The 14,965-nt window shown below is 64.2% G+C and carries 11 protein-coding genes; 9 read left to right on the forward strand and 2 right to left on the reverse strand.

The window, feature by feature from the left end:
• Positions 1 to 223 precede the first annotated feature (223 nt).
• On the reverse strand, positions 224 to 1,417 hold the full coding sequence (locus tag L5014_RS33540; RefSeq protein WP_238468173.1) for a M20 aminoacylase family protein: 1,194 nt from the start codon (positions 1,415 to 1,417) through the stop codon (positions 224 to 226).
• A gap of 173 nt (positions 1,418 to 1,590) precedes the next feature.
• On the opposite strand from L5014_RS33540, the gene L5014_RS33545 reads away from it, so the two are divergent.
• Together L5014_RS33545 and L5014_RS33550 are read left to right on the forward strand one after the other, a co-directional pair.
• A complete protein-coding gene (locus tag L5014_RS33545) occupies positions 1,591 to 3,669 on the forward strand; it encodes a molybdopterin-containing oxidoreductase family protein (RefSeq protein ID WP_238468175.1) in 2,079 nt (692 codons plus the stop codon).
• A 157-nt stretch (positions 3,670 to 3,826) separates the two neighbouring features.
• Positions 3,827 to 5,503, forward strand: a complete 1,677-nt coding sequence (locus L5014_RS33550) for a long-chain fatty acid--CoA ligase (protein WP_238468177.1) — start codon at positions 3,827 to 3,829, stop codon at positions 5,501 to 5,503.
• Positions 5,504 to 5,674: 171 nt separating this feature from the next.
• Here the strand turns inward: L5014_RS33550 and L5014_RS33555 are convergent, their stop codons facing one another.
• Positions 5,675 to 6,874: a porin gene (locus tag L5014_RS33555; RefSeq protein ID WP_238468179.1), complete on the reverse strand. Its 1,200-nt coding sequence runs from the start codon at positions 6,872 to 6,874 to the stop codon at positions 5,675 to 5,677.
• A 331-nt stretch (positions 6,875 to 7,205) separates the two neighbouring features.
• Between L5014_RS33555 and coq7 the strand changes: the two genes are divergently transcribed.
• The 7 genes from coq7 (at position 7,206) to L5014_RS33590 (ending at position 14,964) form a co-directional block, all read left to right on the forward strand.
• Complete coding sequence (gene coq7, locus L5014_RS33560; RefSeq protein WP_238468181.1) at positions 7,206 to 7,916, forward strand: 2-polyprenyl-3-methyl-6-methoxy-1,4-benzoquinone monooxygenase; 711 nt, start codon at positions 7,206 to 7,208, stop codon at positions 7,914 to 7,916.
• Between the two features lie 386 nt (positions 7,917 to 8,302).
• On the forward strand, positions 8,303 to 8,731 hold the full coding sequence (gene mraZ / locus L5014_RS33565) for a division/cell wall cluster transcriptional repressor MraZ (RefSeq protein WP_028214080.1): 429 nt from the start codon (positions 8,303 to 8,305) through the stop codon (positions 8,729 to 8,731).
• A gap of 18 nt (positions 8,732 to 8,749) precedes the next feature.
• A complete protein-coding gene (gene rsmH / locus L5014_RS33570) occupies positions 8,750 to 9,703 on the forward strand; it encodes a 16S rRNA (cytosine(1402)-N(4))-methyltransferase RsmH (protein ID WP_238468183.1) in 954 nt (317 codons plus the stop codon).
• Positions 9,700 to 10,065: a cell division protein FtsL gene (ftsL, locus tag L5014_RS33575; protein ID WP_238468186.1), complete on the forward strand. Its 366-nt coding sequence runs from the start codon at positions 9,700 to 9,702 to the stop codon at positions 10,063 to 10,065. The genes rsmH and ftsL overlap by 4 nt, the downstream gene beginning before the upstream one ends.
• Positions 10,062 to 11,957, forward strand: coding sequence for a peptidoglycan D,D-transpeptidase FtsI family protein (locus L5014_RS33580; RefSeq protein ID WP_238468188.1), 1,896 nt, complete (start codon positions 10,062 to 10,064; stop codon positions 11,955 to 11,957). The genes ftsL and L5014_RS33580 overlap by 4 nt, the downstream gene beginning before the upstream one ends.
• Entirely contained in the window at positions 11,954 to 13,519 is a 1,566-nt protein-coding gene (locus L5014_RS33585) for a UDP-N-acetylmuramoyl-L-alanyl-D-glutamate--2,6-diaminopimelate ligase (protein WP_238468190.1), read from the forward strand. The genes L5014_RS33580 and L5014_RS33585 overlap by 4 nt, the downstream gene beginning before the upstream one ends.
• Entirely contained in the window at positions 13,516 to 14,964 is a 1,449-nt protein-coding gene (locus L5014_RS33590; RefSeq protein ID WP_238468192.1) for a UDP-N-acetylmuramoyl-tripeptide--D-alanyl-D-alanine ligase, read from the forward strand. Before L5014_RS33585 ends, L5014_RS33590 begins: the two co-directional genes overlap by 4 nt.
• The last annotated feature ends 1 nt before the right edge of the window (position 14,965 follow it).

Here is a 14,965-nt window from a genome sequence, read left to right on the forward strand (position 1 = left end):
ACAGCTCCACGCCGATGATAGTGCGGATTGCCCGTGTGAAAGTAGGTAATCGTCAGGCTCCTTATGCAGTACGTCCAGAACCCCGGTCGCTCCGAAAGAGCACCGGGGTTCTGGCGTTTGGGCGCGGGAAATTCAAGAGGTGCGCAAATCACGCACAAAGCAAAAGCAAACAAGCCGCCCCGCGAACGCACAGGACGGCTTTTTTGTTGAAGCCGCTGTAAATCTATTTCTGTGCCAGGAATTTCGTCGCCAGATGCACCCAGAACGAGGCGCCAACCGGTAACAACTGATCGTTGAAGTCGTAGCTGGCATTGTGCAGCATGCACGGACCTGCGCCGTGGCCAGCCTCGCGGTGCCCGCCGTCGCCGTTACCGAGGAACGCGTAGCAGCCCGGTTTTTCCAGCAGCATGAACGAGAAGTCCTCGGCGCCCATGGTCGGCTCGACGCTATCGTCGACGCGATCGGCGCCCACGACTTCCCTCATCACTTCCGCCGCGAACTGGGCTTCCGCGCTGCTGTTCACCGTCGGTGGATAGTTGCGATGGAACGCGATGTCGACGGAACATTCGTATGCGTCCGCCGTGCTTTCGGCGATCTTGCGCAGACGCGTCTCGATCAAATCGAGCGTTTCCGTCGTGAAAGTGCGCACCGTTCCCGCAATCCAGGCCGTATTCGGCACCACATTCACCGCGTCGCCGGCATGAATCTGCGTGATCGATAGCACGGCCGTATCGAGCGGCTTTTTGTTGCGCGTGATGATGCTTTGCAGTCCATTGGCGATCTGCACTGCGGTGAAAACCGGATCGCGTCCGTTGTGCGGCAACGCGGCATGCGATCCCACGCCTTTGATTTCGATGCGAAACTCGTTGCTCGATGCCATGATCGGCCCTTCGGTCACGCCGAAGTAGCCTGCTGGCATGCCGGGCCAGTTGTGAATGCCGAACACCGCATCCACGGGAAAGCGCGCGAACAGTCCGTCATCGATCATGGCTTTCGCGCCCGCACCGCCTTCCTCCGCCGGCTGGAAAATGAACACGATGGTGCCGTCGAATTGACCATGCTGCACGAGATGCTGCGCTGCACCGAGCAGCATCGCGGTATGCCCATCGTGGCCGCATGCGTGCATCTTTCCATCGTTGTGAGAGCGATGATCGAATGTGTTCAGCTCCTGAATGGGCAGCGCATCCATATCGGCGCGCAGCCCGATGGATCGCGTACCGTTGCCGCGTTTGAGCACGCCGACAACGCCCGTTTTACCCAGCCCCCGATGCACTTCGATACCCCATTCGGCGAGCTTCGCGGCAACCAGCTCGGCAGTTTGGGTTTCTTCGTAGCGCAGTTCCGGGTGGGCGTGGATCGTTCGTCGTAGGCCCTGAATTTCGCCTTGGGCGGCCTGGATTTCCGGGATCAGTTTCATGGCGGACAGTGCTCGAGAAAGTGGGTGCCCGCCTTTGTTTTTAGGCGGACCTGGACGAACCATTCTACGCCGAACCTTTTTTTTCGCGGCAACCACCCGGGCGCGTGCCGGCTCTGCACGCTGGACATAATAAAATTGCGATATCGACATCACCTTTCATCGACGGATTCCTCATGAACGCCCGAGCCGAGTTTGCCCGCGCAGTCTGTCCCCACGACTGCCCCGATACCTGCGCGATGCGCGTGACCGTCGAGAACGGCAGGGCCATCAAGGTGAGCGGCGATCCCGATCATCCGCCAACGCAAGGGGTGCTCTGTACGAAAGTGACCCGTTACGCCGAACGCGTGCATCATCCGAAGCGCCTCACGCAACCGATGAAGCGCGTCGGCCGCAAGGGGGAGGGACGTTTCGAGCCGATCAGCTGGGACGAGGCATGCGAAATCGCAGCCGAGCGTCTTGGCGAGATCGCGCAACGCGCGCCCGAAGCGATCCTGCCGTATAGCTACGCAGGCACGATGGGCCTCGTGCAGGGCGACAGCATTGCGCAGCGGTTTTTCCACAAGCTTGGCGCGTCGCGGCTCGACCGCGCGATCTGCGCAGCAGCGGGTGCAGCCGGACTGCGCTACACGTACGGGGCGAGCCTCGGCATGCACACCGAGCATTTCGCCGAAAGCGAAGTGATCCTGATCTGGGGCGCGAATCCGATTGCCTCCAACCTGCACTTCTGGACGCGAGCGCAGGAAGCGAAGCGCAACGGCGCGAAGCTGATTGCGATCGACCCGTATCGCTCGCTCACGGCGGAGAAGTGCAATCAGCACATCGCGCTGAAGCCGGGCACCGACGGCGCGCTCGCGCTCGGCATGATGCACGTGCTGATCACCGAAGAGCGCCTCGATCAAGACTACATCGCCGCGCATACGCACGGCTTCGAGCAACTGAAGGCGCGTGCGCTCACGTATTCGCCCGAGCGCGTCGCGCAGATTTGCGGCATCGAGGAGCAGACCGTCGTCGATCTCGCGCGCCTCTACGCTTCCACACGCAAGGCGGCGATTCGCATGAACTACGGCCTGCAGCGCGTGCGTGGCGGCGGCAACGCGGTGCGCGCAATCGCGTGCCTGCCGGCGCTGACTGGCGCCTGGCGCGAGCGTTCGGGCGGCGTGCTGCTTTCTTCGTCGGGTTGGGCGCCGGTCGACGGGAACGCGCTCCAGCGTCCCGACCTGATTCCTGGCTGGCCTGAGCATCAGCCGCGCATCGTCAACATGAACCAGATCGGCGACGCGCTCACGCATGCGGGCGACGCCACGTTCGGCCCGAAGATCGAGGCGATCGTCGTGTACAACTCGAATCCGGTGGCGGTCGCGCCGGAGTCGGTGAAGGTGGCGGCGGGCTTCGCGCGCGAAGATCTTTTCACGATCGTGCTCGAGCAATTCCAGACCGACACCGCCGATTACGCCGATTTGCTGTTGCCCGCCACGACCCAGCTCGAGCATCTCGACGTTCACAAGTCCTACGGCCATACGCACGTGATGGCCAATTTGCCCGCTATCGCGCCGGTAGGAGGGGCGCGTCCGAACACTGAGATCTTCCGCTCGATTGCGCGTGCAATGGGCCTGACCGAGCCCGCGCTCTTCGAAAGCGACGAGGAGGTGGCCGCGCACGCGTTCGACTGGAGCGATCCCGCGCTTGCGGGCGCCGATTGGGCGAGGCTCAAACAGAACGGCTGGGTGAAGCTGAATATCGCCGATGCGCCGTTCGCCAATGGCGGTTTTCGCACGCCCACGGGCAAGTGCGAGTTCTACAGCGAGGCGCTTGCGAAGGCGGGTATCGATCCGGTGCCCGACTACCTGCCGCCGCATGAATCGGCGGACGGCGCGCCCGAGTTGGCCATGCGCTATCCGCTCGCGATGATTTCGCCGCCCGCGCGCAATTTCCTCAACAGTACCTTCGTGAATGTCGAGAGCCTGCGGGCCACCGAAGGCGAGCCACATCTCGACCTCCATCCCGCCGATGCGGCGCAACGCGCCATCGCCGACGGCGACCAGGTGCGCGTATTCAACGACCGCGGGTCGATGCAAGCACGAGCGCGCGTCTCCGAGCGCGCGCGTGAGGGCCTCGTGGTCGGCCTGTCGATCTGGTGGAAGAAGCTCGCGCCGGACGGCCGCAACGCGAACGAAGTAACGAGCCAGGCGCTCACCGATCTGGGCGGCTCGGCCACGTTTTACGACTGCCTCGTGGAAGTCGAACGCGCGTAAGCCTGAACAAAGCACACTAAAAAGGCCCTTGAAGAGCACTAGCTGTAGTTCGAGGGGGCTTTCTAACTCGCTGATTCGTGGCGGAAAAGCGCGGGAGCGCATGCTACGATCAGCGTTTTAGCACGACCATTCTAAAATATTCAGGAGGAGACGCCGCATGGATAAAGTCTGGCTGAAATCGTACCCACCCGGCGTTCCCGCGGAAATCGACGCGAGCCAATATGCGTCCATCACGGCGCTGCTCGCGGAGAGCTTCAGCGCGAACCGGTCGAAGCCCGCGTTCGCGTGCATGGGCAAGGCCATTACCTACGGTCAGCTCGACGAACTCTCGAAGCGGCTCGCAGCATGGTTCCAGTCGCGCGGCATCGCGCCCGGCGCGCGCATCGCGATCATGATGCCGAACGTGCTGCAGTATCCCGTCGCACTTGCCGCGATCCTGCGCGCGGGCTATGTCGTCGTGAACGTGAATCCCCTCTACACGCCACGCGAGCTCGAACATCAGCTCAAGGACAGCGGCGCCGAAGCGATCGTCATCCTCGAGAATTTCGCGGTTACGCTGCAGGCGGTCGTCGCGCAGACACGCGTGAAGCACATCGTGGTGGCGTCGATGGGCGACATGCTCGGCGCGGCGAAGGGCTTCATCGTGAACTACGTCGTGCGCAGCGTGAAGAAAATGGTGCCCGCATGGAGCCTGCCGGGCCACGTGAGCTTCAACGACGCGCTTTCGGCTGGCGCGCGCCTCACGTTCAAGCCCGTCGAGCAGAAACCCGAAGATATCGCGTTCCTCCAGTACACGGGCGGCACGACAGGCGTGTCGAAAGGCGCAACGCTACTGCATCGCAACCTCGTCGCGAACGTGCTGCAGTCGGCCGCGTGGACCGAGCCCGCGCTCGCGCGTCTGCCCGCCGGCGCTCAGCCGGTGACGGTCGCGGCGCTGCCGCTCTATCACGTATTCGCGCTCACCGTTTGCGGTCTCCTGACGATGCGCACGGGCGGCCTCGCCGTGCTGATTCCGAATCCGCGCGACATCGCCGGCATGATCAAGGACCTGCAGGGCTATTCGATCACGACCTTCCCTGCGGTCAACACGCTCTACAATGCGATCCTCAATCATCCCGATTTCGACAAGCTCGACTTCTCGCATCTGCTGGTGGCGAACGGCGGGGGCATGGCGGTGCAGGAAGCCGTGGCGAAGCGCTGGTATGAACGCACGCAGACACCGATCGTCGAAGGCTACGGTCTTTCGGAAACCTCGCCCAGCGTGACCTGCAATCCGACCAATGCGACTGAATACACGGGCACGATCGGCCTGCCGCTGCCGTCGACCGAAATCTCGATTCGCGACGACAGCGGCAATGAGCTACCCATTGGCGAAGCGGGCGAGATCTGCATTCGCGGCCCGCAGGTGATGGCGGGCTACTGGCAGCGTCCGGAAGAAACGGCGAAGGTCATGACCGCAGACGGCTTCTTCAAATCCGGCGACGTGGGCGTGATGAGCGATCGCGGTTACGTGAAGCTCGTCGATCGAAAGAAGGACATGATTCTCGTCTCGGGCTTCAACGTCTATCCGAACGAGATCGAAGATGTTGTCGCGAAGCTGCCGGGCGTGTTCGAAGTGGCGGCCGTGGGCGTGCCCGATCCGCACTCGGGCGAAGCGGTGAAGCTCTATATCGTGAAGAAAGACCCGGCGCTCACCGACACGGATGTCTTCGAATACTGCAAGACGCAACTGACCGGATACAAGCGGCCGAAAGCGATCGAGTTCCGCAGCGATCTGCCCAAGAGCAACGTCGGCAAGATTCTGCGGCGCGAGTTGCGCGACGCGCGCGCGTAATCTCCGCCGCAGTCACGTAAGGTCACGCAAGGTCACGCAAGCACCGAAGGCCCGCCCGCAAAGGTGGGCCTTTCGTTTTGGCGGGTAAGGCGGCGGCCGAAAAAGCACGCCGGGCGCGCCAAAGAAAAAAGGCGCCCGCAGGCGCCTTCGAGACTGAAACGGCTGTTCTTATTAGAACTTGTGACGGATACCGACGCGAGCCGTGAACTGGTTGTTGTTGCTCGACGCCGTCAGGCCGTTGATCGAGGCAACTGCGTCGTGGCCGGTCGAGTCCGTGCCCGTAGCATGCTGGTACACGCCGACCACGTAGACGTCCGTGCGCTTGGACAGGAAGTAGTCCGCGCCGAGTGCGTACTGGAAGTACTTCGCGCCGTCGTTCTTGGTACCGTTCGCGAGGGTCGTGCTGCCGCCGTCCGTGAAGTCGAACGCGAAGCCAGCGAGCAGTGCCGGCGTGAACTGGTACTTGAAGTTCGCTTCGACGTTGTTGAACGTGGCGTTTTGGCCGCGGCGATAGAGCGGGCCGGCCTTGGCGATCGCGGCCGTCTCGAACGAGTCGAGGTTGCGGAAGCTGACGTTCGAGTACGTCAAGCCGAACGTAGCCGCGCCGAACGTGTAAGCGCCGCCTGCGCCGATCGACTGGTACGTGTTGGCCGACTGGAAGCCGCCGTAGACGGGCGAGCTGACCGGAGCCTTGGTGTCGGTAGCCGAGCCGCCATTGTTGAACAGGCCACCCGTTGCGCCCGGCGTGCGTGCGTTCAGGTAACCGGCTGCCAGCACGAGCGGACCGTTGCTGTAGTTCGCGCCGACCGACCAGATCTGGTTGTGCGTGAAGTCGCCAGCCGTGTTGCCGAAGCTGTACGTGCCCGTGAAGTGCAGGCCAGCGTAGTCGGCGCTGGTGTACTTGACGGTGTTGTTCGTGCGATATGCGTTGTTGAAGTTGTCGAGATCGCCCGGGTGAGCGCCGATGTAGCCAGCCCACTGGTCGCCGGCTTCGAGCGGGCCGACGTTGTCGACGAGCGCGTCGTACTGGCGGCCCAGCGTGACCGTGCCGAACTGGCCGCTGCTCAGGCCGACATAGGCTTGACGGCCGAACATCAGGCCGCCCTGGCCGAGGCCGCCGTTGTTCACGTCGAAGCCGTTTTCGAGCACGAAGACCGCTTTCAGGCCACCGCCGAGGTCTTCAGCACCACGCAGACCGAAACGGCTGCCTTGCATCACGCCACTCGAGAGGTTGTACAGGTGCTTGCCACCCGAGTTCGTGTTGATGTTGAAACCTTCATCGATGATGCCGTACAGCGTGACGCTGCTCTGAGCGTGAGCAACGCCCGCGAACGCGCCCAGCGCAGCGAGCGCGAGAAGCGACTTCTTCATTGAATGATCTCCAGTGTTTTACGACTTTTATGCGTCTTGTCAGCGAGGCCGTTTTATTGTCTAGCGGGGGGCCCGGCCATCCAACTTCGCGAGAAGTTGCCCGTAATGTAACAAACCGTTTATGTGAGAAAAAGGAAAAGGCGGGCGTACGTAAGTACCTGTTTCGTTTACACAACATGGTCTAAAATATGCGCCTGAAATCGGCGCAGCCCCGGATTGACGGCGCGATGAGAGTTCCTGTAGTGATCTCGAACGTCCGGTCGGTCGGGTTTTGTGCGGTCCGCTTTGCGGTCGATGGCGGCAGGTTGCGGAAGGTACGGAGGGAGGTTGGATGACGTTTGACGAATTGATTATCGAGTTCGATCGAGGCCTGCGCTCGATCACGGGCGTGTCGCGCATGTCGCGACCCATGCCGCAGCCATCTGCTGCCACTGCCGATCTGCCAGCGGCCGCCGTGGATTGGTCCGCGTCGCCGGAATCATTCGAGGCGTCCGGCTCCACGGTCGCGGCGCCGCAGCCCGGCGAGCTCACGCCTGCCGAGCGTACTCACGCGGCTGGCCTCATGCGCGTGAATCACGTGGGCGAGGTGTGCGCGCAGGCGCTTTATCAGGCGCAAAAGCTTTCCGCGCGCTCGCCCACACTCAAGGCTGCGTTCGAGCAGGCCGCACGCGAAGAGGAAGATCACCTCGCGTGGACCGCGCGCCGCCTCGAAGCGCTCGACTCGCGTCCGAGCCTGCTCAATCCGCTCTGGTATGCCGGAGCGCTTGCCATCGGCCTGGCGGCAGGGCGTCTTGGCGACAAGATCAGCCTTGGCTTCATGGCTGAAACCGAGCGTCAGGTCGAGCATCATCTGGACAGCCATCTCGATGCGCTGCCGCCCGCCGATGTCGAATCGCGCGCAATCGTCGAGCAGATGCGTACCGACGAGATCGCCCATGCGAAGTCGGCTACGGACCTGGGTGGCGTGGAATTGCCGCTGCCGGTGCGCTCGTTGATGCGTGCAGCATCGAAAATCATGACCCGCACCGCGTATTACATTTGATATGCTGCCGCGGGCCGGTGCGTCAGCCCGGCCCGCGCAACGCTTAATCTTTCACAGCTTTCACCCGCCCGAATTAATCCCGCCAAGCCCCCGCACCAACGTGGTTTCTCCGCGCATTTCACGTATCACCTTCACAACCTTCGTTAGCTCATTCATTCATAACGGTTTTTGGTTTTTCGTCTGACTTGAACAAGCGCCGCTAAGTCCTTGTTCTAGCGGATAAATTTCGTCAAAAATCGCGCCACCCACCTTGACCCTCGTGGGTCGTTCCTCTAAAGTGGGAGACAGTGTGAGAAAGTGTATTTTTGTGTGATTTCAGATACGCGTTCGGGTAAATTTCCTGAGATTTAGACGGGCGGCGATCGGCGCCGCATGAGGGGAGCAAATTGTTCCAGGGGGCGTCGGCGCTCACACTCGATGCGAAAGGACGGATGTCGATTCCGTCCCGCTATCGGGATGCGCTGCAACAACAGGCAGAAGGCCGGGTGACGATCACCAAGCACCCGGACGGCTGCCTGTTGCTATTTCCGCGCCCCGAATGGGAAGTGTTCCGCGCGAAAGTCGCGGCGTTGCCGATGGACGCGCACTGGTGGCGCCGCATTTTTCTCGGCAATGCCTCCGACGTCGATGTCGACAGTGCGGGCCGCGTGCTCGTGTCGCCTGAATTACGTCTTGCAGCAGGAATGGAAAAGGAAGTCATGCTGCTCGGCATGGGTAGTCATTTTGAGTTGTGGGATGCGCAGACCTACGCCGCCAAGGAACAGGCGGCGATGGCGCAGGGCATGCCCGACGCCTTGAAAAATTTCACGTTCTGATCGCGGTTTTAAAACGCTATGGCATCTGCGATGGGACAGGGATTGCAGCATCGCACGGTGCTGCTCGATGAAGCGGTCGATGCGCTCGTGACGCGCGCGGACGGCGTCTATGTGGACGGCACGTTCGGGCGCGGCGGGCACAGTCGCGCGATCCTCGACCGGCTTTCCGAAGCCGGGCGTCTGATCGCGTTCGACAAGGATCCGCTGGCGATCGCCACCGCACAGCAGGTGAGCGACGCGCGGTTCTCGATCGTGCATGAGAGTTTTGCTTCACTGCGCGACGCCATCGCGGCGCGCGGGGTAGGGCGTGTGTCGGGTGTGTTGCTGGACCTGGGTGTGTCGTCGCCGCAAATCGACGACCCGGAGCGTGGTTTCAGCTTCCGCGCCAATGGTCCGCTCGACATGCGGATGGACCCGACGCGCGGCGAGTCCGCAGCCGACTGGCTCGCGCGGGCCACGTTGCAGGAACTGACGGAGGTGATTCGAGATTATGGGGAAGAACGGTTTGCTTTTCAGATTGCAAAGGCGCTTGTTGCTCGCCGGGCAGAGTCCGACCGTCTCGGGCCTCTCGACAGCACGGGCGAGCTTGCCCAAATCGTGGCTAACGCCGTCAAAACCCGTGAGAAGGGTAAGGACCCGGCAACCCGCACCTTTCAGGCTATACGGATTCACGTCAATCAAGAGCTTGCGGAGCTGCAAGTCGTACTAGACGCAGCAATGTCGTTGCTGGATCAGGGGGGGCGGCTCGTGGTCATCAGCTTTCATTCGCTGGAAGACCGGATCGTGAAACGGTTCATGCAGGCGCACGCCACGGCGCCTGCGATCGACCGCCGTCTGCCGATTCGTGCCGTCGACCTGCCCAGCCCGCCTTTGAAGCTGCTCGGGCGCGTGTTCGCGAGCGACGAGGAAGTCGCCGCCAATCCGCGTGCCCGCTCGGCCGTGATGCGCATCGCGGAGCGCGTCACGCCATGAACCGTCTGAATATTTTCCTGCTGATCGTCGTCATGGGGTGCGCGCTGTCGGTCGTCAACGCCACCAATCAGCAGCGTCAGATGTTTTTCCAGTTGCAACGCGCGCAGTCGCAGGAGCGTCAGCTCCAGCAGGACTACGCACAGCTTCAATATCAGCAGAGCGCGCTGTCGCGGACGTCGCGCGTCGAACAAATCGCTACCGATTCGCTCAAGATGCAGCCCGTGACGACCGGACGCACGCAATACCTGACACTCGCGCCGGGCGCCGTCAGCGCTGCCGACGCGCCCGTACCCACCTCCGCGCCGGCCCAGGGCGCGGCTGCCACTGCCGCCGCAAAAAGCCGCCGTGGGGGTACGCGATGAAAAAAGGCAATAACCGCAAGACTGTCGCCTTTACCCCGAACCCCATTCTCTCGGTGCGCCTGCCGATGTGGCGCTCGAAGTTCGTCGTGTTCATGCTGTTCATGGCGTTCGTCGCGCTCGCCGCGCGGGCGTTCTGGATCCAGGGTCCGGGCAACGCGTTCTATCAGAAGCAGGGCGAGAGCCGCTATCAGCGCACGCTCGAGCTGCCCGCCACGCGCGGCAAGATTCTCGACCGCAACGGCCTCGTGCTCGCGACGAGCCTGCCCGTGCGCGCGATCTGGGCGATTCCCGAAGACGTGCCCGACGACCTCGGCGCCGACAAGCTCACGCAGCTCGGCACGCTGCTGAACATGTCCACCAAGGAACTGCGCGGCAAGCTTTCCGTGGACAAGACCTTTGTCTACGTGAAGCGCCAGGTGCCGATCGACGTCGCGCAAAAGGTGGCGGCGCTCGACATTCCCGGTATCTATCAGCGTAACGAATACAAGCGCTTCTATCCCGAAGGCCAGGTCACCGCTCACCTGATCGGCTTCACCAATGTCGAGGACGAAGGCCAGGAAGGCGTGGAGCTCTCCGACCAGAAGATTCTCGCGGGCGTGCCCGGGATTCGCCACGTCATCAAGGATCGCGTGGGCCACATCGTCGAGGACGTGGACGAGACCGTCGTGCCGCATAACGGGCAGGACGTCGAACTGTCGATCGACAGCCAGATCCAGTACATCGCCTATTCGAACCTGAAGGCGGCGGTGGAGAAGTTCAAGGCCAAGGCCGGAGCGGCGATGGTGGTGGACGTGCGCACGGGTGAAGTGCTCGCGCTCGTGAACTATCCCACTTACAACCCGAACGATCGCTCGCACCTCACCGGCGAGCAGTTGCGCAACCGCATCCTGACCGACGTGTTCGAGCCGGGCTCGATCATGAAGCCGTTCACGGTCTCGCTGGCGCTCGATTTGCATCGCGTCTCGCCGTCTACACTGGTGGATACGGGCGGGGGCCACTTTACGCTCGACGGCGCGACCATCACCGACGATGCCGCGTTCGGCGTGCTCACCGTGGGCGGCGTGATCCAGAAGTCGAGCAACATCGGCGCGACCAAGATCGCGATGACGCTCAAGCCCGAAGAAATGTGGAACATGTACACCAGCATCGGTCTCGGCCAGGCGCCGAAGGTCGGGTTCCCCGGCGCGGCGGCGGGCCGTCTGCGTCCGTGGAAAAGCTGGCGCCGCATCGAGCAGGCGACCATGTCGTACGGCTATGGCCTGTCGGTCTCGCTGTTCCAGCTCGCGCGCGCGTATACGACCATCGCGCACGACGGCCAGATCCTGCCGGTGACGATCTTCCGTCACCCCGGTGACGATCAGCCCGTGGTCGGCACGCAGGTCTTCTCGCCCACCACGGCGCGCGAAGTGCGCACGATGCTGGAGAGCGTGGTGTCGAAGGACGGCACGTCGCCCGACGCGGCGGTGCCGGGCTACCGCGTGGGCGGCAAGTCGGGCACGGCGTACAAGCATGGCCCGCACGGCTATGACCGCTCGAAGTACCGCGCGTCGTTCGTCGGCATGGCGCCGATGCCGAATCCGCGCATCGTCGTCGCGGTGTCGGTGGACGAGCCGACGGCCGGCAGCCACTTCGGCGGCGCGGTTTCGGGTCCGGTGTTCTCGGGTATCGTCGGCGATACGCTGCGCACGCTCAATGTGCCGCCCGACATGCCGGTCAAGCAGCTCGTAGTTTCCGACGACAGCGCTTCGGCACCTGCCGTCGCCAATGCACCTGCCGCGCCTGCTGCTTCCGCGAAGCACGCGGTGAGCGCACCTGCAAGCAAGAGCTCGGCCGGCGCGCGTCATATGACCGTCGCCGACAACGCAAAGAACCGTCCCGGAGTCGTCCGATGAGCGCCACGCGCAACCAGCATCCCGCGCACCGGCAGATCGTGGACGCGCTCGCGTGGCTGCGCGCACGCGTGGCGCCCGAAGCCGCTCTGCACGCCGACACGCGCTCGCTCAAGGCGGGCGACGTGTTCCTCGCCTATGCCGTGGAAGGCGCCGACAACCGTGTGCATATCGAAAATGCACTCGCGCGCGGCGCGGCGGCTGTCGTCTATCAGCCGGAAGGCTATACGGGCCAGTTCGACGCGGCGCAGGCGCAAAACGCGCTCGCCGTGCCGCAGCTCGACGTGCTCGCGGGCGAGATCGCGAGTGGCTGGTACGGCAACCCGAGCGACGCCATGCTCGTGATCGGCGTGACCGGCACGAACGGCAAGACCTCGTGCAGCCAGTGGGTCGCCTCGGCGCTCACGGCAATCGGCCAGAAGTGCGCGATCGTCGGCACGCTCGGCAGCGGTTTTCCGGGCCAGCTCGTGCATACCGGCTTTACGACGCCCGATGCGCCGCAACTCCAGCGCTCGCTTGCCGAATTGCGCCAGCAAGGCGCGCAGGCCGTGGCGATGGAAGTCTCGTCGCACGCGCTGCACCAGGGCCGCGTGAATGGCACCTCGTTCAACATCGCGATCTTCACCAATCTCACGCAGGACCACCTCGACTATCACCGCACATTCGAAGCCTACGAGGCCGCGAAGGCACGTCTGTTCGCGTGGCCGGGCCTGCACGCTGCGGTGATCAACGCCGACGACGCGGCGGGCCGGCGCCTGCTGGCCGCCACGCGCGGCAAACTGCGCACGATTGCCTGTTGCGTGGCGACGCCTGCCGCCGATCTCCCCGCCGCCGACGCCTGGCTGCGCGCGGACGACGTGCGCGCGACGGCCACGGGCACGGCGTTCCATCTGGAAACCTCGGATTGGGGCGAGGCGAACGTCGAAGTGCAGACGCTCGGTCTCTTCAACGTGAGCAATCTGCTGGGCGTGCTCGGCGCCCTGCTCGCGGCGCAGGTGCCGCTCGTCGCGGCGCTCAACGAACTCTCGAAGCTGCAGCCGGTGAACGGTCGCATGGAGCGTCTGGGTGGTCGTGCGGACCACGACGAGCCGCTCGTCGTGATCGATTACGCGCACACGCCCGATGCGCTCGAAAAGACGCTCGAGGCGCTGCGCCCGATCGCGGCGGCGCGCGGCGGCCAGCTCGTCTGCATGTTCGGCTGCGGCGGCGACCGCGACGCCACCAAGCGTCCGCTGATGGGCGCGATCGCCGAGCGTCTCGCCGACCAGGTCGTCGTCACGAGCGACAACCCGCGCAGCGAATCGCCTGCCGCGATCATCGACCAGGTCGCGGGCGGCATGCGCGAGCCGGAGAAGGCGCGCCGCATCGAGGACCGCGCGAGCGCGATCCTGCAGGCGGTGCGCGGCGCGGCGAAGGAAGACGTCGTCGTGCTGGCCGGCAAGGGGCACGAGGCAACTCAGGAAATCATGGGCAAGAAGCGCGCGTTCTCCGATCAGGACCACGCGCGGCTTGCTCTCGCAGCTCGTCCGACCTCGGATCGGCATGGGCGCGGAGGCGGTGAATGACAATGCTTTCCCTGCGCGAAGCAGCAGCGATGATTCCGGGCGCGAGCGTACTCGGCGACGAGAACGCCACGTTCGAGCGCATCGCAACCGACAGCCGCACGGCGGGTCCCGGCGATCTTTTCGTCGCGCTCAAGGGCGACCGTTTCGACGCGCACGACTTCCTCTCCGAAGTAGCGGGGCGTCACGCGAGCGCGGCGCTCGTGTCGCGCAGCCCCGGCGACTGGCGCATGCCGGCGCTGCGCGTGGACGACACGCGCACGGCGCTCGGCGCGCTCGGGCTCGGCTGGCGCCGTCGCTTCACGATGCCGCTCGTCGCGGTCACGGGCAGCAACGGCAAGACCACGGTCAAGGAAATGATCGCGTCGATCTTCTCCGCAGCGGTGGGTGAAGACGCGCGGCTCGCGACCGCGGGCAATCTGAACAACGACATCGGCGTGCCGCTCACGCTGCTGCGCCTGAACGCCGCGCACAAGCTGGCGGTGGTCGAGCTCGGCATGAATCATCCGGGCGAGACGGAGCTGCTCGCCAAGTTCGCCGAGCCCACCGTCGCAGTGGTGAATAACGCGCAGCGCGAGCACCAGGAATTCATGGCGACGGTCGAAGCCGTCGCGCTCGAGCACGCGAGCGTGATCCACGCGCTCAAGCCCGAGGGCACCGCGGTGTTTCCCGCCGATGACGCCTACGCGAGCATCTGGCGCGTGGCGGCCACGGGCTCGCGTGTGTTCGATTTCGCGCTGCATACGGACGAGCGCGCGGTCGAAGCGGCGGTGACGGGCAAGCAGGTGGCGGGTCCAGGAAAAAGCGCTGGCAAAAGCGCAGGCGCAAGCCGTCTCTCGATCGCCACGCCCGAAGGCCATCTCGAAGTCGAGTTGCAGGTGCTCGGCGCGCACAACGCACACAACGCGCTCGCGGCCACGGCGGCGGCGCTCGCGGCCGGCGTTTCACTCGACGCGATCCGCCGCGGCCTCGAAGCGTTCCAGCCCGTGAAGGGCCGCTTGCAGGTCAAGCGTGCAGCGCTTGGGGAACTCGCGGGCGCTCTGGTGATCGATGACACCTACAACGCGAACCCCGACTCCGTGCGTGCGGCCGTGGACGTGCTGGCCTCGCACGCGTCGCCGCGCGTGCTGGTGCTCGGCGACATGGGCGAAGTCGGCGAAGACGGTCCCGCGTTCCACCGCGAAGTGGGCGCCTACGCGAAAGAGCGCGGCATCGACGCCCTCTATACGCTCGGCGACGCAGCGCGCGACACCGCGGCGGCATTCGGCGCAGGCGCACTGCATGCCACCGGCGTGCCCGAGCTGGTTCGCGCGCTCGCAGGCGCCGGTTACGGCGCCGCTGCAACGATCCTCGTGAAAGGCTCGCGCTTCATGCAGATGGAGCGCGTGGTGGCTGCCCTCACGAATCCGCAACCCCCTGCACCGGACGCAGCGTCCGGCGCGCACTGAA

Origin of the sequence: Paraburkholderia tagetis (assembly GCF_022213065.1) — a bacterium.
GTDB lineage: Bacteria > Pseudomonadota > Gammaproteobacteria > Burkholderiales > Burkholderiaceae > Paraburkholderia > Paraburkholderia tagetis.

Bases quoted from the DNA above. Each gene is read 5' to 3' on its own strand.
- L5014_RS33585 (WP_238468190.1), top strand. From the start codon at position 11,954: ATGAGCGCCACGCGCAACCAGCATCCCGCGCACCGGCAGATCGTGGAC.
- ftsL (WP_238468186.1), top strand. From the start codon at position 9,700: ATGAACCGTCTGAATATTTTCCTGCTGATCGTCGTCATGGGGTGCGCG.
- L5014_RS33555 (WP_238468179.1), bottom strand. From the start codon at position 6,874: ATGAAGAAGTCGCTTCTCGCGCTCGCTGCGCTGGGCGCGTTCGCGGGC.
- L5014_RS33590 (WP_238468192.1), top strand. From the start codon at position 13,516: ATGACAATGCTTTCCCTGCGCGAAGCAGCAGCGATGATTCCGGGCGCG.
- L5014_RS33545 (WP_238468175.1), top strand. From the start codon at position 1,591: ATGAACGCCCGAGCCGAGTTTGCCCGCGCAGTCTGTCCCCACGACTGC.
- coq7 (WP_238468181.1), top strand. From the start codon at position 7,206: ATGACGTTTGACGAATTGATTATCGAGTTCGATCGAGGCCTGCGCTCG.
- L5014_RS33550 (WP_238468177.1), top strand. From the start codon at position 3,827: ATGGATAAAGTCTGGCTGAAATCGTACCCACCCGGCGTTCCCGCGGAA.
- rsmH (WP_238468183.1), top strand. From the start codon at position 8,750: ATGGCATCTGCGATGGGACAGGGATTGCAGCATCGCACGGTGCTGCTC.
- L5014_RS33540 (WP_238468173.1), bottom strand. From the start codon at position 1,417: ATGAAACTGATCCCGGAAATCCAGGCCGCCCAAGGCGAAATTCAGGGC.
- L5014_RS33580 (WP_238468188.1), top strand. From the start codon at position 10,062: ATGAAAAAAGGCAATAACCGCAAGACTGTCGCCTTTACCCCGAACCCC.